The organism is Mycobacterium sp., assembly GCF_049608025.1.
In the GTDB taxonomy this organism is placed as follows: domain Bacteria; phylum Actinomycetota; class Actinomycetes; order Mycobacteriales; family Mycobacteriaceae; genus Mycobacterium.
This window is the reverse complement of sequence record NZ_JBMYXC010000042.1, coordinates 1-17,234: the sequence shown is the minus strand read 5'-3', so window position 1 is coordinate 17,234 and position 17,234 is coordinate 1. Positions and strand designations below refer to the sequence as shown.

At 63.2% G+C, this 17,234-nt stretch carries 18 protein-coding genes; 16 read left to right on the top strand and 2 right to left on the bottom strand.

What is annotated here, in order from left to right:
* Positions 1-60 precede the first annotated feature (60 nt).
* The 8 genes from ACPGXI_RS13475 to ACPGXI_RS13440 all read left to right on the top strand — a co-directional run bounded on the left by ACPGXI_RS13475 (position 61) and on the right by ACPGXI_RS13440 (position 7,265).
* Complete coding sequence (locus ACPGXI_RS13475; protein ID WP_526653695.1) at positions 61-1,614, top strand: glycosyltransferase family 87 protein; 1,554 nt, start codon at positions 61-63, stop codon at positions 1,612-1,614.
* 170 nt (positions 1,615-1,784) lie between these two features.
* The gene (gene rpsF / locus ACPGXI_RS13470; protein ID WP_526653675.1) at positions 1,785-2,075 is read left to right on the top strand and encodes a 30S ribosomal protein S6; all 291 of its coding nucleotides are present in this window, start codon (positions 1,785-1,787) and stop codon (positions 2,073-2,075) included.
* 154 nt (positions 2,076-2,229) lie between these two features.
* Positions 2,230-2,742: a single-stranded DNA-binding protein gene (ssb, locus tag ACPGXI_RS13465; RefSeq protein ID WP_526653673.1), complete on the top strand. Its 513-nt coding sequence runs from the start codon at positions 2,230-2,232 to the stop codon at positions 2,740-2,742.
* Positions 2,743-2,798: 56 nt separating this feature from the next.
* On the top strand, positions 2,799-3,059 hold the full coding sequence (rpsR, locus tag ACPGXI_RS13460; RefSeq protein WP_526653671.1) for a 30S ribosomal protein S18: 261 nt from the start codon (positions 2,799-2,801) through the stop codon (positions 3,057-3,059).
* Between the two features lie 29 nt (positions 3,060-3,088).
* Complete coding sequence (rplI, locus tag ACPGXI_RS13455; RefSeq protein WP_526653669.1) at positions 3,089-3,544, top strand: 50S ribosomal protein L9; 456 nt, start codon at positions 3,089-3,091, stop codon at positions 3,542-3,544.
* 492 nt (positions 3,545-4,036) lie between these two features.
* Positions 4,037-6,430, top strand: coding sequence for a replicative DNA helicase (dnaB, locus tag ACPGXI_RS13450; protein WP_526653667.1), 2,394 nt, complete (start codon positions 4,037-4,039; stop codon positions 6,428-6,430).
* Between the two features lie 176 nt (positions 6,431-6,606).
* Complete coding sequence (locus tag ACPGXI_RS13445) at positions 6,607-6,870, top strand: type II toxin-antitoxin system Phd/YefM family antitoxin (protein WP_526653665.1); 264 nt, start codon at positions 6,607-6,609, stop codon at positions 6,868-6,870.
* Positions 6,867-7,265 carry a type II toxin-antitoxin system VapC family toxin gene (locus ACPGXI_RS13440; RefSeq protein WP_526653663.1) on the top strand — a complete coding sequence of 133 codons (399 nt, stop codon included), beginning with the start codon at positions 6,867-6,869 and terminating at the stop codon, positions 7,263-7,265. Before ACPGXI_RS13445 ends, ACPGXI_RS13440 begins: the two co-directional genes overlap by 4 nt.
* A 379-nt stretch (positions 7,266-7,644) precedes the next feature.
* Here ACPGXI_RS13440 and ACPGXI_RS13435 read toward each other — a convergent pair whose 3' ends face one another.
* Entirely contained in the window at positions 7,645-8,961 is a 1,317-nt protein-coding gene (locus ACPGXI_RS13435; protein ID WP_526653661.1) for a cytochrome P450, read from the bottom strand.
* 73 nt (positions 8,962-9,034) lie between these two features.
* On the opposite strand from ACPGXI_RS13435, the gene ACPGXI_RS13430 reads away from it, so the two are divergent.
* From ACPGXI_RS13430 to ACPGXI_RS13415, 4 genes are all read left to right on the top strand, one after another.
* Positions 9,035-10,060, top strand: a complete 1,026-nt coding sequence (locus ACPGXI_RS13430; RefSeq protein WP_526653659.1) for a helix-turn-helix domain-containing protein — start codon at positions 9,035-9,037, stop codon at positions 10,058-10,060.
* Positions 10,015-10,230, top strand: a complete 216-nt coding sequence (locus tag ACPGXI_RS13425) for a hypothetical protein (protein WP_526653657.1) — start codon at positions 10,015-10,017, stop codon at positions 10,228-10,230. The genes ACPGXI_RS13430 and ACPGXI_RS13425 overlap by 46 nt, the downstream gene beginning before the upstream one ends.
* A gap of 571 nt (positions 10,231-10,801) precedes the next feature.
* Positions 10,802-11,782, top strand: a complete 981-nt coding sequence (locus tag ACPGXI_RS13420; protein WP_526653655.1) for a hypothetical protein — start codon at positions 10,802-10,804, stop codon at positions 11,780-11,782.
* 254 nt (positions 11,783-12,036) lie between these two features.
* Positions 12,037-12,480 (top strand): hypothetical protein, encoded by a 444-nt coding sequence (locus tag ACPGXI_RS13415; RefSeq protein ID WP_526653653.1) that lies wholly within the window; start codon positions 12,037-12,039, stop codon positions 12,478-12,480.
* A 319-nt stretch (positions 12,481-12,799) separates the two neighbouring features.
* On the opposite strand, the gene ACPGXI_RS13410 is transcribed toward ACPGXI_RS13415, so the two are convergent.
* Positions 12,800-13,813: a helix-turn-helix transcriptional regulator gene (locus ACPGXI_RS13410; protein ID WP_526653651.1), complete on the bottom strand. Its 1,014-nt coding sequence runs from the start codon at positions 13,811-13,813 to the stop codon at positions 12,800-12,802.
* Positions 13,814-13,896: 83 nt separating this feature from the next.
* On the opposite strand from ACPGXI_RS13410, the gene ACPGXI_RS13405 reads away from it, so the two are divergent.
* The 4 genes from ACPGXI_RS13405 to ACPGXI_RS13390 all read left to right on the top strand — a co-directional run.
* The gene (locus ACPGXI_RS13405; RefSeq protein ID WP_526653649.1) at positions 13,897-14,217 is read left to right on the top strand and encodes a 2Fe-2S iron-sulfur cluster-binding protein; all 321 of its coding nucleotides are present in this window, start codon (positions 13,897-13,899) and stop codon (positions 14,215-14,217) included.
* Between the two features lie 14 nt (positions 14,218-14,231).
* Complete coding sequence (locus tag ACPGXI_RS13400) at positions 14,232-15,614, top strand: cytochrome P450 (protein WP_526653647.1); 1,383 nt, start codon at positions 14,232-14,234, stop codon at positions 15,612-15,614.
* Positions 15,615-15,617: 3 nt separating this feature from the next.
* Positions 15,618-16,850: an NAD(P)/FAD-dependent oxidoreductase gene (locus ACPGXI_RS13395; protein WP_526653645.1), complete on the top strand. Its 1,233-nt coding sequence runs from the start codon at positions 15,618-15,620 to the stop codon at positions 16,848-16,850.
* Between the two features lie 195 nt (positions 16,851-17,045).
* On the top strand, positions 17,046-17,234 hold a 189-nt coding region (locus ACPGXI_RS13390; protein WP_526653643.1), incomplete at its 3' end, for a hypothetical protein.

Below are 17,234 nucleotides of genomic sequence, written 5' to 3'. Positions count from 1 at the left end.
GTCGGTACTGAATCTCCGGCTCCGCCGGCCGAAGACCTGCGAAGCCTGGACGGCCGCGATATGCCGAGCCGCACCGACACCATCGGTGCGGCGCTCGCGGGAACTATCGGCGGCCCCGTTGGCCGTCATGCGTTGATCGGTCGAACCCGATTCCTCACACCATTGCGAGTCATGCTGGCCATCGCGCTGATTTTCCTGGCGCTGGGCTATTCGACAAAGGCAGCGTGTCTGCAGACCGTCGGCACCGGCGCCGCCGACCAGCGGGTGGGCAATTGGGAGAACCAGCGGGCCTACTATCAGCTCTGCTACTCCGATACCGTTCCGCTGTATACCGCAGAGTTGTTGAACCTGGGCAAATTTCCGTACAAGTCCAGCTGGGTTGAGACCGACGCCGAAGGCAAGCCGCACGTTCAGTACGACGGCAGCCCGGCCGTGCGCTACATGGAGTATCCGGTCTTGACGGGCGTCTACCAGTACCTGTCGATGTCTCTGGCGAAGACCTACACGGCGTTGACCAAACTCGTATCGGTACCCATCGTCGCGGAGGTGGTGATGTTCTTCAACATCGCCGCGTTCGGTCTGGCCATGGCGTGGCTGACGACACTGTGGGCGACCGCCATGCTGGCCGGTCCGCGTCGCATCTGGGACGCGGCGTTGGTCGCGGCCTCACCGATCGTGATTTTTCAGATCTTTACCAACTTCGACGCGCTGGCAACGGCTTTCGCAGCCACCGCGCTGTTGGCGTGGGCGCGGCGAAGACCCGTGCTGGCCGGTGTGCTCATCGGGCTGGGAGTGGCGGCCAAGCTCTATCCGCTGCTCTTTCTGATACCGCTGGCCTTCCTCGCGGTGCGCGTGGGACGTCTGCGCGAGGTCGGCCAGACGGCGGTGGCGGCGCTGCTGGCCTGGCTGGTGGTGAATCTGCCGGTGATGGTGCTGTTTCCGCGGGGCTGGTCAGAGTTCTTTCGGCTCAACACCCGCCGCGGTGACGACATGGACTCGATCTATAACGTCGTGAAGTCGTTCACCGGTTGGCGTGGCCTGGACCCGGACCTCGGTTTCTGGGAGCCTCCGACCGCGCTCAACGCCCTGAGCGCGGCGTTGTTCGCGGCGTGCTGCATCGCCATCGGATACATCGTGTTGACGGCAGCGCGGCGGCCGCGGGTAGCCCAAGTGGTGTTTCTGGTGGTGGCGGCCTTCCTGTTGACCAACAAGGTGTGGAGCCCGCAGTTCTCGCTGTGGCTGGTTCCGTTGGCGGTGCTGGCGCTGCCGCACCGACGAATCCTGTTGGCCTGGATGACAATCGACATGCTGGTCTGGGTTCCGCGAATGCTGTACTTGTTTGGCGAACAGAACATGGGCCTACCGGAGCAGTGGTTCACCGCGACTGTCCTGTTGCGTGATATCGCGGTGATCACCCTGTGCGGGTTGGTGATTCGCCAGATTTACCGCCCCGAGCTGGATCTGGTGCGGCGCGACGGGATCGATGACCCCGCCGGGGGGGTATTCGCTCGCGCCCCGGACGCACCGCCGCGCTGGCTGCCGGACTGGTTGCAGCCGCGGCCGCAGTTGGCGCCCTACCTCGACCAGTCGGTGCCGCTGAGTTCTGCACGCTAACGAACCGGGGCGGGCTCCCAGCTCCGAACCGGTCCGAAGTAGCTGTCCGGGAGCGGGATTTCCCAGATCAGCGCCGGTTCCTGTAGCCTGGCCCGGTTGCCGACGCAGGCGACCCTCCTGCCGCGGACAGTCCGCGGCCGCACATGACCATAGGAGGTGATGGGTTCCTTATGCGTCCATACGAAATCATGGTCATTCTTGACCCCACTCTCGACGAGCGCACAGTTGCTCCGTCGCTGGAGACGTTCCTCAACGTGATCCGCAAAGATGGCGGCAGCGTGGACAAGGTCGACATCTGGGGCCGCCGTCGGCTGGCCTACGAGATCGCCAAGCATGCCGAAGGCATCTACGCCATCGTCGATGTGAAGGCGGCGCCCGCGACGGTGTCCGAACTCGACCGTCAGCTCAACCTGAACGAGTCGGTGCTGCGGACCAAGGTCATGCGCACCGACAAGCACTAGTCCCGCGACGATCCAGGCCACCTGCGGCCGGTCACGAGTGGGACGGCTGGGGCCACGTCGCTTCGCGGCCCGTGCACGTCGGACCTCGTCCGTAGGCTCGCCTGTGACGGCCGCCCAACCCGTATGAAGCCGATAACAGATCCAGGAGGACCTCGTGGCTGGTGACACCATCATCACGGTCATTGGAAACCTGACCGCTGACCCCGAACTGCGGTTCACACCGTCGGGTGCGGCCGTCGCGAACTTCACGATCGCGTCGACGCCCCGCATGTTCGACCGTCAGACCAATGAGTGGAAGGACGGCGAAGCGCTGTTCTTGCGCTGCAGCATCTGGCGGGAGGCCGCCGAGAACGTGGCCGAGAGCCTCGTCCGCGGCTCGCGGGTGGTCGCCAGCGGCCGGCTCAAGCAGCGGTCGTTCGAAACCCGTGAGGGCGAGAAGCGCACCGTCGTGGAGCTCGAGGTCGACGAGATCGGCCCGTCGCTCAAGTACGCCACGGCCAAGGTCAACAAAGTCAGCCGCGGCGGCGGCGGTGGCGGAGGCTTCGGCGGCGGCGGCGGCGGTGGCGGCGCGAGTTCTCGCCCGGCCGAGCAGCCCAAGGAAGACCCGTGGGGCAGCGCGCCCGCGTCGGGATCTTTCGGTGGCGCCGATGACGAACCGCCCTTCTGATCAACCCAGTACGTTCAGTGACTTTTATTCAGTGACTTCAAGAAAGAGATAGACACATGGCGAAGGCCAATAAGCGTCGCCCGGCGCCCGAGAAGCCGGTCAAGACCCGCAAGTGCATGTTTTGTTCCAAAAAGGGCAAGTTGCAGAGCATTGACTACAAGGACACTCAGCTGCTGCGCACCTACATCAGCGAACGCGGCAAGATCCGTGCCCGCCGGGTGACCGGTAACTGCGTCCAGCACCAGCGCGATATCGCGATCGCGGTGAAGAACGCCCGCGAGGTCGCGTTGCTGCCGTTCACCTCGGCAACGCGATAAGCGGCGACCACCCCAGACAGGACGAAGACATGAAACTGATTCTGACCACTGAGGTCGAGCACCTTGGTTCGGCCGGCGATGCGGTCGAGGTCAAGGACGGCTACGGCCGCAACTACCTGCTCCCCCGTGGGTTCGCCATTGTGGCCACCCGCGGCGCTCAGCGCCAGGCCGATGCGATCCGCCGGTCCCAGGAGCTCAAGAGTGTCAAGGGCCTCGAGCATGCCAACGAACTGAAGTCGGCCATCGAGGGCCTCGGTCCCGTCGAGTTGGCTGTCAAGGTAGCCGGAGATTCGGGCAAGCTGTTCGGTTCGGTGACCGCTGCTCATGTCGTAGCGGCCATCAAGAAGGCCGGCGGGCCCAACCTCGACAAGCGGACCGTCAGCATGCCCAAGGCGCATATCAAGGCCCTGGGTACGCATCCCGTCGCGGTGCGCCTGCATCCTGATGTCGACGCGTCGGTGTCGCTGAACGTGGTGGCGGTCTAGCCACCAGGCAACGGCACCAGCTTTTCAGACGGGAGCCTGAGGGCCGGGGATCGTGATGCTGCCGTTTCTGAGCCGAGCGAATTTTTTCAACGCAAATCGGTTACAGCGAACCTAACCGACTGTTAACCTGCGCGGCCCCGGAGCGCAACACAACACGCCCGAACAGGCTACCGGCGGCGACACGCCGACGAATTCCCATCCACAGACCTTCGGCGGGCCTATGGTGCGTTCATCTGCGCAGACACGGTAGTTGACGGCATTTGTCCACAGGTTCTCCCCAGTAGCCCAACATGGCCCACCTGACTTATCCACACGCCGTCCACAAGGCCATCAACAGGGCGGACTTGATTCCCTCCCAGCAACGTCTAGCGTGGGCCGTCGCGGGAAGAGTTCGGATCCCGAACAGGAGTCTTGTCGGGGCCCGGGCCTAGGGTCGCAGCATGCCGCAAGTCGAATGCACGTTCGATCGCGATTTGAAGGGGTGGGCGCTGCGTGGCCGTCGTAAATGATCTGGGTCGGTCTGCAGGCTCGTCGGAACAGGGCGCTCCCCCGAGCGAGGATTTCGGTCGCCAGCCCCCTCAGGATCCCGCCGCCGAGCAGGCGGTGCTGGGCGGCATGTTGCTCAGCAAAGACGCGATCGCCGACGTACTTGAGAAGCTGCGTCCGGGTGACTTCTACCGGCCGGCGAATCAGAACGTCTACGACGCCATCCTGGATCTCTACGGTCGCGGAGAGCCCGCCGACGCGGTCACTGTCGCCGCAGAGTTGGACCGCCGTGGGCTGCTGCGCAGGGTCGGCGGGGCACCGTATCTGCACACCCTGATCTCGACGGTGCCAACCGCAGCGAACGCGGGTTACTACGCCGGCATCGTCTCGGAGAAGGCGCTGCTGCGCCGGCTGGTCGAGGCGGGCACCCGGGTCGTGCAATACGGCTACGCGGGAGCCGAAGGGGCCGATGTCAACGAGGTCGTCGACCGCGCCCAGGCCGAGATCTACGACGTCACCGAACGGCGGACGGCCGAGGATTTCGTCGCGTTGGAGTCCCTGCTTCAGCCGACGATGGACGAAATAGACGCGATCGCCTCGCAGGGCGGCATCTCGCGAGGGGTACCGACCGGGTTCGTCGAGCTCGACGAGCTGACCAACGGTCTGCACCCAGGGCAGATGGTCGTCATCGCAGCCAGGCCCGGCATGGGCAAGGCGCTGTCGCTCACCACGCCGCTGCCCACCCCGGCGGGCTGGACCACGATGGGAGAGGTGGGGGTCGGCGATCTTCTCATCGGTGCCGACGGGCGCCCCACCCGCGTGGTGGCCGCCACCGAGGTGATGCAGGGGCGGCCATGCTACGAGGTCGAGTTCTCCGACGGCACGGTCATCGTCGCCGACGAGCAGCACCAGTGGCTGACCGAGACCCGGGCGTCGCGGGGGGCGGCTCAATCGGCTGCGGCCGGGGGCAACCGCGATAGGAGTCAGAAGGCTTGCAGCGCGATCCGCACGACGAGCGAGATCGCCACGACCCTGCGCTGTCCCACGATCGACCACCGACTGGACCACTCGGTTGCCAACGCCGCGCCGATCCAGGCATCGGATCGGGATCTGCCGGTGCCGCCGTACACGCTCGGGGTGTGGTTGGGAGCTGGTAGGACAGCCCCCGCGCAGCTCACGGCCGCCGATCCCGAACTCACGATGCGGATCGAGGCTGACGGCCTCGATCCGGACGCACTTCAGGGTCGCCTCCGCGCCATCGGAGCTCTCGGGGAGAAGTACATCCCGGCCGACTACCTACGCGCATCCGAAGCACAGCGACGTGCGCTGTTAGCAGGCCTGCTCGATGCCGAGGGCACGGTCACCGCCGTCGGCGCGGCGCAGTTCTCGGCTGCACACCCCCGACTGGCCGCCGACGTCGCGGAACTGATCGTGAGCCTCGGGTATTGGTGCCAGACAGAGTCCACGCCGGCGCAACGCCGCGCTGACGAGTCGTCGATGGCGTACACGCTAACCTTCACGACCGATGATGTGATCTTTGGTCTGGAGCGAAAGGCGATCTTGCACAAGGATCGTCGTGCTGGCGCCCCACCGGCGCGGCACACCTCGAGGTTTATCGTGGACGTGCGACCCGTGCCCAGCGTGCCGGTGCGGTGCGTCGAGGTCGACAACGTGGACCACCTGTATCTGGCCGGCCGCTCGATGGTGCCTACGCACAACTCCACTCTTGGACTGGATTTCATGCGGTCCTGTTCGATCAAGAACCATCAGTCGAGCGTCGTCTTCTCCCTCGAGATGAGTAAGTCCGAGATCGTCATGCGACTGCTGTCGGCCGAGGCCAAGATCAAGCTCGCTGACATGCGAGCGGGCCGGATGACAGACGACGACTGGACGCGCCTGGCCCGCCGCATGAGCGAAATCAGCGAAGCGCCGTTATATATCGACGATTCACCCAACCTGACGATGATGGAGATCCGCGCCAAGGCGCGGCGGTTGTCTCAGAAGGCCGACCTTCGGCTGATTGTCGTTGACTATCTGCAGCTCATGACTTCGGGTAAGAAGGTCGAATCACGACAGCAGGAAGTCTCCGAGTTCTCGCGCCAACTCAAGCTTTTGGCCAAAGAGCTGGAAGTTCCTGTGGTTGCGATGAGCCAGCTCAACCGAGGCCCCGAACAGCGCACCGACAAGAAGCCGATGCTGGCCGACCTCCGCGAATCGGGCGCAATCGAGCAGGACGCAGACATGGTCGTCCTACTACACCGGCCCGACGCCTTCGAACGTGACGACCCGCGCGGCGGTGAAGCCGATCTGATCGTGGCCAAACACCGCAATGGTCCGACCAAGACGATAACCGTTGCTCACCAACTACATTTGTCGCGATTCGCGAACATGGCCAAGTAGACGAAACACTGTCGAGATGCAGCGAGGATTAGCAGGGCGCAGGGTGTTGTTTAACAAGAGCCTGGGAGCGAAGGGCCACCCGGAGAAGTGGTGTAGGTACGGCGGAACGGAGACGCAGGGAATCAAAAGAGGCACTCTGCCCTACGGTGGGCCTACAGCTGGCCTACAATTGTCGTATGGCTGAGATTGCATCGCGGGAACTCCGCAACGACACTGCCGGGCTGTTGCGCCGCGCACAAGGCGGCGAAGACATAACGGTCACGATCAGCGGGAAGCCCGTTGCGGTTCTCACCAAGTGGCAGTCGGCGCGGCGGCGATGGTTGAAACGAGACGAAATACTTCAACGCCTTCACCACGCACAAGCAGATCCGCGACTCCGAGACGATCTGGCCATCCTCGCTGGCGAGACGACCGACGACGAACTTGGCCAGGGCCTGTGACCTCTGCGGGTGTGCTCGATACCTCGGTGTTTATCGCCAACGAAAGCGGCCGTGAATTCAACGACGCGCTGCTGCCCGCCGAGGTGGCGACAACCGTGATCACACTGGCCGAACTTCACCTCGGGGTGCTTGCGGCCAGCTGCTCGGAGTCGCGAGCGAAACGGATAGCCACACTCGAATCGGTCGCCGACATGATGGCGCTGCCCGCCGATGACGACGCTGCGCGGATGTGGGCACGGCTACGCATCCATCTCGCCGAGACGGGTCGGCGGGTCCGCATCAACGACCTGTGGATTGCTGCCATTGCGAACTCACGCAAGTTACCTGTCGTCACCCAGGACGGCGACTTCGACGCACTCGACGGGGTGGCCGGTCTCAAAATCATTCGCGTCTAGCGACGGAGGATGTCAAAGTGGCCCGGCGAATCCTGTCAGACTTCGTTACATCTCGACAGCAGCAGCTGTAGGGTCTCGTTTCTGACTTCATAATCTCACTTATGGTTTCATTCGAGCTTCGTATATGAAACGAGATCGAGACGACCGGTTGCATTTGGTGCGTTTTGGGGTTGTACGCCGCAGCGTCATCGCATCATGCATGCTCCGCCGCTGATCGGTTCTCACGGCACGTGGCGGAATCTCACGAGTAATGGCGGCGGAGTGATGGCGGATTCGCCAAACGCATGACACACGCGGGCCGTTCGATGCCGTGGCCGAGTGCGAGGCCGTGTGGTGATCGGGTCAGCGAGAGCAGTCGGAGTGGCGGAACGGTTTGACCTCACCTGATTGGGCGGAGACGCACCGGTAGCGATGATGGGCCTTGCAGCGAAGGGGTCGTCGCCCACTTCACTGGTCCGGCAAGCTCCATGCCATGCGCCTTTTCCAGGAGTTGTTCAACCGCGATCGCGACTTCCAACCGGGCCAGATGGGCACCGAGGCAGAAGTGAAGTCCATGACCGAAAGCCAAGTGGCCGGTCGTGTCGCGGTGGATGTCGAAGGTGTCCGGGTTGGCAAACTTCTCCGGATCGCGATTGGCCGACGAGTAGAAGAGCAACGTCCGCGCACCGCAAGGGATAACGGTGTCGCCGATCCGGTGGTTTGCGGTGAGGGTCCTGCTGACCCACTGAACCGGCGATCCCCACCGGGCCGTCTCCTCGACCGCCGCCGGAATCAGGCTGCGGTCCGCTTTAAGCTCGGCGAACAACTTCTGATCCTTGGCCAGTCGGAGCAGAAGCATGCCGAGCAGGTTGGTGGTGGTTTCGTTGCCGGCGACCAACAACAAGAAGGCGTAGACGAACGCCTCGGTATCAGAGAGTTCACCAGCGGCTCCGGCGGTCTGAAACCGAGTGAGCAGATCATCGGCGGGTTCGACGGCGCGCTTATTCATCTCAGCGGCGATGAGGGTGCGGAACCGCACATAGGCCGGTAAACCGGTGCCGATGACGCGCACGATCTCGGCGGTGGTGCGCGGTCCGAAAATCCCGGCGAAATGCTCGGACATCGAGCGGAACTCGACCCATTTGCCGCGAGGAATGCCGAGCATCTGTGCGATGACGTTGATCGGCATGGGGATCGTGAGCGACTGAACCAGATCGACGACATCCCCGGTTCTCAGTGGCGCGGCGCCGGCCTCAGCCAGCTCACGAATACCGGAGGTGAGGTCGGCGACCGCGCGCTTGTTGAACATCGGGGCGGCTACTCGGCGCAGGCGGGTGTGGTCGGGAGGCTGAGCGAAAACCACCGCACTGGCTCCGAAGGATCGCAGCAGAATCCCGTCGGTGGAACTAAATGATGCGCTGTCTCTTGCGGCGGCGTGGACGTCTTCGTAGCGGCCCAGCATCCAGACACCGAGTGCCTCGTTGACGACAACGGGATGCTGCCGGATTTGGGCGAGCGCGGGATACGGATTGGCGATGTTGTCCGGCAAGGTCGGATCGAATGTGGTTCTGGGCACTGTCACCGGGGCTGTGCGCGATTTCGGACGACGGAGGTCACGGTAGGCCCCGGTGGCTGCGGGCTTGAGGAGATCGGTCACGGAACCGCGAGTTGCGGCCAGGAGTGCAGCCGGGGTCGGTCTGATCACATCAGTGGGCATAGGTCAGAAGCTATGGCCCGGGGGCGGTCGATTGAATGATCGGTTCAGACAGCGTTTTGATATTTTCAGACAAATGCCCGGATATGCCGCCCTGGACGTCGCTCGATCACCCGCGTCGACGAGGCACGTCGTCGAAACCGCACTGACGCACGGAGTCGATGCGCAGCAGTGCCTGTCGGGTTCGGGCCTGGCACTGAGCGATCTCAGCGATCCAGCGACCTCGGTGCGCCCCGAGCAAGAACTCATGGTTATCCGCAATGTCGTCAGCCGACTCGGCGACTCCCGTGGTCTCGGTGCCGAAGCCGGGTCTCGATACAGCTTGGCCGACACCGGTGTCCTGGGCTACGCGCTCATGGCGAGTCGGTCATTCGGGGATGCGGTCGAAGTCGCATGCCGCTACTTTTCCTTCACCGCGACCTATTTCAGCCTCACCGCGCCGGCGATCACCGAGACCGAAGCGTCCATCTCCTTCGATCACAGCGGGGTTCCCGGCGACTTGCGCACCTTCCTCATCGAACGCGACGTCGCGGTCTTGTTGCGATTGCTCCCAGCACTCCTGGGGCCGCTCGACTCCCCCGTTGGCATACGGCTCGAGCTTTCCGGGGTAGAGCTTCCCGCAGTAGTAGCCGAGACTCCCAACCTCGTTCTGACCGTGCAGCATTCCACCAGGAACGCGCTCAACTTCCCTATCGCCCTGCTGCATCGGCCCATGCCGGTCTCCGACCCGCAAACCGCCGCAATCTGTATCCGCCAGTGCGAAGACCTGCTGAACCGCCGCCGCGTCCGGCGCGGCACATCCGCCGCCGTCCGAACCCGAATCATTCAGAACTCCAGCGATATTCCGTCGATGGCCATGATCGCCGCAGATTTTCACATGACCGAACGGACTCTGCACCGCAAGCTGGCCGCGGAGGGAACCAGTTACCGAGCACTGCTCGATGAGACACGCACCGCACTCGCCATCGAGATGCTCGACTCAGGACTCACCGTCGAAGAGACCGCGCGCCGCCTCGGCTATTCCGAGACGGCGGCATTCACCCGGGCCTACACGCGATGGAGCGGCCACCCTCCCAGCCGGCGAAACATGGCGACATCCTGACGACCAAAAGCAAGTCGGCTACCGGTAACTGCCAGTTCCCCTTCGGGACAGGAAAGACCTGGGAGTCGGGAGCTTTCGAGGTGCTCATCGGCGACGTGACGAAGCACACCGTCGACGGCGATGGCGACGGCACCACGCTGGGCGCAGAATGCACGCATCTCGCAAAATGACGTGAGCGAGGCTAGTCAGCGCGCGCTGCTAACTGGTCCATCAGACCGCTACTTGTCGAGGTTGACCACCCTACATTTTTCGATCATGACCACCAGACCGATTCCGATGAAAACCACCGGCAACGCCACGTGCTTCCAACCCGAGCATCTCGGCCGCGGGTGGACTTTCGGCGATGCGACGGGACGGCGGATGTCTGTCCTCGGCAGACCCCTAGGAGATGAAACGCAAAGTGAGATAAACCCAGATGAAAGGATGTGAGACAAGCGGAAGTGACGAAGGTCAGAAGGCCGCGATATGAAGCGAAATTTGAGAACCTACACGCGGCGTATAGGTTCTCAAAACGGGCTGCACTTTCCCAAGACTGACTGCACCCGCGCTGCACTTGTGCAGTGACATTGAGAATCCTCATGGGCAGTCGGCCGATGCCACTGCTTAGCTGACCGGCCGCCGCTTACAGGGGCTGGATGTCCGGGCCAGGGGTGTCCGCGACGGTTTCCGGTTCATGCGCCACAGAGTTGTGTCGGTGCCTGCTGCTACAGATATTGGCAACACATAGAGATGGGGGTTGTCATGGCGGGCACGTTGCCGGTAGAGATCGTCAGGGACCAGTTGGTGATGGGTCCGGTGACGGTGGACTTTCAGCGGACGTTGCGAATCCCCGAGACGGGCCTGCATCCGCTGCCGCCGGGTCTGGGCCGGTTTCCGTTGCGGCGGGTCGAGGATTACCCCGACACTGCACCGGCCGAGTGGCTGGCCCGTGGCGGGGTGATGCTGCCGATCTACCAGCGCGAGGCAATGTGGCTTTCGTTCAATGCCGCCGAACCCGCTGCTCTGCAGGTCGGTGTGGGCAAGGTGTGTGCGGTCAGTGGCTTGCCGTGGATCGAGCACCTGGTCAAAGACCCGCAGAATTACGTTGGGCTGCCTGACCAGCCGTGGCTGGACGGCATCAATGCCGGCGATGGATTCATCCGCCAGTTCGTGGCCGTGCCACTCGGTTCCGGCGCCACAGTCGAAGGGCAGGTCAGCGGGCAGGAGACCCATGGCGGCGTGCAACTGCGGGCCATCGGCCTGACCGCACAAGCGCTCGCAGCGTGGCACGCCGCACAGCGAGCACGCCCGCAGGTCTGCGCGAGCATGGCCCCGATGGCATGCGACGGTGACACCGGTTCGGCGGACATGGGGCTCGGGGCCGGTGGGCGGATGCGTCAGGAGGTCTACGCCGATGATCGCCCGCTCGCCGACTACGACCAGGGCGGTGCACAGCGGGTGTTCGTCCACTTGTGTTCGGCCGCGCAGTGGACTGCCATCACCGGAGAGGTGCCACCTACGACACCAGTCGACAGAGACGCCTACGTGAGTGCGGGTCTGCCGTGGTTCGACTACTACGACGCCGATGCCCAAGACCTGGCGGCGTCGGAGATCCTGGCGAAAGTCAAGACCGTCGGGGAAAAGCTTGGCGGCCAGCAGGATCCATTCGTCCCGGTTGAACCGAAGACGGTGATCACACTGGGTGGCGTCAGCTCAGCTTCGGTCACTGACGGAACGTGGTGATCGGCCCGATACTCCCAGCAACGATTGAGTGGATTGAGCCGAAGGAGTCCCGACATGGGTGAGCGCAGGCGGCGGACGATGGTCTCAGGAGCGCCGCTCCAGGCCCTGTCCGTCCGCTTCACGGGAGCGTTAAATGCGGCGTCGGAACGGTGAAATCAGTTGCATTCCAGTCAGATTGCGCTGAGCGCCATTCAAGCGTCGGAGACGAGCGCCCTTGGTCTTCGGTCGCAAGTCCTCCGCGTTCCGCCGATATCGTGCGCGACGCTATCAGCGCCAGCGGTGGCCTCGGGGAATCGTGGTGCCTCGACGATGTGAACGCGATAAGGGTCGGCGACCTGTTGTTCGTGATCGAAGTAGACGATCTCGGCTGGATGGTGACGGCGTACCGGATCGACGGCGGGGAGGCCGATCCGTTCGCGGTGCTGGTGGCGGAGACCGGCAACCCGGTGCGTGCGCTCGCTACCTGGCTGCGGGCCGCGGCAGGCCCAATGATCTGGAAGCGTGTCAAGCCGGGTGTGTACCGCTCCGGCGGGTATCTCGTCGGGCAGCTTGAGACCGACGAATGGTTCGCCGAAGGGCCGGGCGTGGATCGGTGCTTCGACCACAAGCAGGACGCTCAGGCTGCGTGCGCGGCCGCACGCAGGTACTTCGCCTCGCTGCCGGCAAGTGCCACGCGCCACCAGGGCGCCGTGGTGTAGTTCACCGTTCCTTCCGAGGGCACCGGTGCATGCCGCCGCGCTGGCCCAATGGTCGACAACTGGACAACCGCAAGGTTCTCGGGTTCGCCACGGAATGCGGAGATCCCCTTCGCAATGACTTCGGGAAGTCCACCCAAGAACGTAGCGGGTCGCCGTTGAGCGGGACTGTTGTTGCAACCCTGGGTATCTCAGCGCTATCAGCACACGGAGTGGGTTCGGAACGTCATTGCCCGGCATGTGCTGGTAGAACTGTGATTATCGCCAGGTGGTGTGCTGCGGAGAGGACTTGAGATCGAGACCTGAAAGCAGAACTATTGGTCTACTGAGCGTTTCGCCGGTACGCCTCTGGAGTCATTCCAAACCAGCGCTTGAAAGCACGCCGAAAGTTGTTGCTGTCGTGATAGTTGAGCAGATCAGCTACCGACTGCACCGTCATCCGCTCGTCACGCAGATACCGCTGGGCTTGCCCGGCCAATACGTCCTCTCTTATTCGACGAAAGCTGGTTCCCTCTTCCTTGAGGCGCCTGGCCAGCGTGCGCTTGCTCATGAAAAGCGCAGCAGCGGCATGGTCTTCGGTCAAGGCTCCTCTGGGGTGGGTGAGCATTATGGTTTCGATCTGGCGCCGAATGCTGGGTTGCGGACTTTGCAGCTCGGCGAGCAATGCCTCGCACTGCGCCCAGGCCAGCAAGTACGTGTCGCGATTCGCTGAAGCGTTGGGAATTTCGCACAGCTTGGTCGGCAGGCGAATCTCGAAGGCCGGGCACGAGTACCGCAGCCGGCCGGGAAGATGCTCACCGTAGCCGGCGCGCGGGCCGGGATCAGGATGCGTGAAATCGATTTCGGCCATGTCGGGAACGCGGCCAGTAATGAACTCGGCGATTGAGTACAGCGCCATCGCGCTGACTTCGGCCATAAGCCGGACCGCCTCGGTCGGTACGTCGGTGGTGAGCCTGAATCGAATCACGGTGACGTCTTGGCGGCGGTCATAGGCAACACGCAATAGCGGCATCTGTGTCGCGGTGAACTGCTCGATCGCCTCGAGTGCGGTGGCCAGATCGGGACTGCTGCTCGCGACAAAGCCCATCGGCCCGTGCACGGCCGGGGTGAGTCGGCGGCCCAGTCGCATACCGAAGGACGGGTCATCAGAGAGCCGCAGGGCGTTGCGCGCAATCTGAATCTGCTGGTCCGCTGTTAGGCGTGTTTCCTCGTCGAGTAGCTGCTCGGGCGTGATCATCGTCCCGGACAGCAATACCGTGAGGTCAGGGGCTCGCATTCCCAGCTCCTGCGCGATCAGCCGGGAATAGACCGTAGGGATGCGGGGCTGTGGCTCCACGACAGACAATTGTCTTGAAATGACCCCCTTGGTGTCAACTCAGGACCTCAGGCTGAGGCCCCGGATGGGGCACAGTTACTGCTATGGGACACGTCACCTTCACCGAGCATGACGGCACCGAGCACGAGGTCTCCATCGAGGATGGCAAGTCCTTGATGAAGCACGCCATCGACAACATGGTGCCTGGAATCGACGCCGACTGCGGCGGCGACGCGGCCTGCGGGACCTGCCACGTAATCGTCGACGGCACGTGGTTGGTCAAGACCGGCTCCAAGAGTGACGATGAGGAGCAGATGCTGGACATGACTCCCGAAGCCACCCCCACGTCGCGGCTGTCTTGCCAAATCAACGTCACCGAGGATCTCGACGGACTGACTGTGACGCTGCCCGAATTCCAGATGTAGCGAAGGGCTCAATGATGAATCTGTCAGCAACCGTCATGAACGCGACGGCACCTGTGGTGCCGATGCATTGGCAAATCAAAGCCGCACACCTGGCCCAGAAGCTGATCGACCAGGCAGGGATCAACCCGCTGGTGCCCGAGTTCGCCGAAACACCGCTGCCTGCGGCCGACGCACTCGACATCAGCGACATCGACTTGAGCAGCCCGTTCCTGTGGCGGCAGGGAAAGTTCGACTCCTATGCCAAGCGGCTGCGCGACCAACAACCCGTCCACTACAAGGCGGACAGCCCCTTCGGCCCCTTCTGGTCGATCACCCGGTACGAGGACATCATCTTCGTCGACAAGCACCACGACCTGTTCTCCGCTGAGCCCATCATCTTTCTCGGTGACCGGCCTCCCGGCCTCGGAGTGGAAACCTTCATTGCCATGGATCCGCCAAAGCACGATGAGCAGCGCAAGGCGGTCCAGGACGTCGTCGCACCCAAGAACCTCAAAGAGATGGAAGCCCTGATCCGCACCCGCACGCGGGACGTACTCGAAAATCTGCCTACAGACCAGCCGTTCAACTGGGTCGAGCGGGTTTCCATCGAGTTGACCGCTCGGATGTTGGCCACGTTGTTCGATTTCCCCTACGACCAGCGACTCAAGCTGGTCGAATGGTCGGACGTCGCCGCGGCTGCGCCGCAGTGCACAGGCGGGTTGGCTGATCGCGACGCCTTGTTCCCGGCAGTGGTCGAACTGGCCAAAGCGTTCTCGCAGTTATGGCGAGAACGGGAGGCGCAACAGAAGGCCGGCGCCGAGCCCAGCTTCGACCTCATAAGCCTGATGCTGAACAACGAGGACACCAAAGATCTGATCAGCCGACCGATGGAGTTCTTGGGCAACTTGGCGCTGCTGATCGTGGGTGGCAACGACACCACCCGCAACTCGATGAGCGGCGGTGTGCTGGCGCTGAACCAGTTCCCCGAGGAGTTCGAAAAGCTCAAGGCCAAACCGGAGCTGATCCCCAACATGGTTTCCGAGATCATCCGCTGGCAGACTCCGCTGGCGTACATGCGCCGGGTGGCCAAACAAGACGTCGAACTGGGCGGCGCCACCATCCGCAAGGGTGACAAGGTGGTGATGTGGTACGCCTCGGGCAATCGCGATGAACGCTCGATCGACAACCCGGATCAGTTCATCATCGATCGTAAGAACGCCCGCAACCACGTCTCGTTCGGTTTTGGGATTCACCGGTGCATGGGCAACCGGCTAGCCGAAATGCAGCTGCGCATTTTGTGGGAGGAGATCCTGCAACGCTTCGAGCACATCGAGGTGCTAGGTGAGCCGGAGAAAGTGCAGTCCAACTTTGTGCGCGGCTATTCGCGCATGATGGTGCAGTTGACTCCCAAGAGCTGACCGGTGCCTTCGGATCAGACTTGCGTCATCGTTGGGGCCAGCCATGCGGCCGCGCAGCTTGTCGCCAGCCTGCGCCAGCGGGGCTGGTCCGGGCCGATCAGGCTGATCGGCGACGAGGGACGGGTGCCCTACGAGCGCCCGCCGCTGTCGAAGGCATATCTCGCTGGAGAAGTCGATGCCGAAGAGCTGGCGATCCGGCCTGAGTCGTTCTACGCCAACCACGGCGTCGACATCATCACAGACCGCGTCATCGCGATCGATCGCGACGCCAAGGCGGTGACCCTGGCGGCCGGAAAAGTCACCGCATACGACAAGCTGGCGCTGTGCACGGGCGCCAGGGTGATCCGGCTCTCGCTGCCCGGTGCCCAATTGCCCGGGGTGCGTTACCTACGCAACCTTGCCGATGTTGAAGCCATCAAGAACGATCTCGCATCGGTCAAGCGGGCCGTCGTCATCGGCGGCGGGTATATCGGTCTGGAGACCGCCGCCTCGCTGCGCAAACTCGGTAAAGCCGTCGTTGTCTTGGAGATGGCTGACCGTCTGTTGCAGCGGGTGACTGCGCCGGAGGTCTCGGCTTTCTATCACCGCCTCCATACCGAGCAGGGCGTCGGCATCGTGACCTCTGCCGCCGCCGCAAGCATCGAGGGCCAAGGCCGGGTCGAGCGGGTGGTGTGCTCGGATGGCAGCGCGTTCCCCGCTGACATGGTGATCGTTGGTGTCGGCATCACGCCGGCAACCGAACTCGCGCAGGCGGCAGGGCTCAGCGTCGATAACGGAATCGTCGTCGACGAGTTTTGTCAGACCGCTGACCCAGATATCGTCGCCGCCGGCGACTGCGCATCCCAGCGCGACCCCCAAACCGGTCAGCACCGTCGCCTCGAATCAGTTCCGTTCGCCGTCGAACAAGCCAAGAGCGCGGCCGCGGCACTATGCGGAGAGCCGGTTGCTCAAACCAGCCTGCCGTGGTTCTGGTCGGACCAGTACTATCTCAAGCTCCAGATGGCCGGCTTGAACCGGGGACACGATCAGGTAGTCATCCGCGGGCAGTCCGACAGCGGAGATAGCTTCGCCGCCTTCTACTTCCGCAGCGGGCGGATGATCGCTGCTGACTGCATCAACCGGCCACAGGAGTTCATGCTGGCCAAGCGGCTGTTGGGCAAGGGCCAGTCAGTTGATCCTGGAACCGTGGGAGATGAATCGTTGACGGTGAAGGAGCTCCTGGCAACCGCAAACTAACTGGACGGATGGACCCCGCCGAGAAGCGGGTGTCAAGCCGGAACGGCTAGGAACTGAAGCACCCCGGGACACAGGACAGGTGGAAGGCGTTGTGAGACAACACGAAAGAGTGCATGTCAGGGCGCCTGTCAGATGCAATCCGAACTGAGAACCTACAGATCCAGGAGACACCGCTGGGCGAGGTAGGTTGTCCTTGTGCAGTTGACGCTATTCATCAACCCGGAGCATTCCCCCGGCGATCGGCTCAATGTGCGGTTGGCCGAACATATCGAGCAGGTGTCGATTGCAAGGGCCGGCGGTTATGACGGTGTGACGATTGGAACGCACCTGTCTTTCGGTTCGGCAGCGTGGCTGCCGCCGTTCGCGACGTTGGCCAGTCTTGTC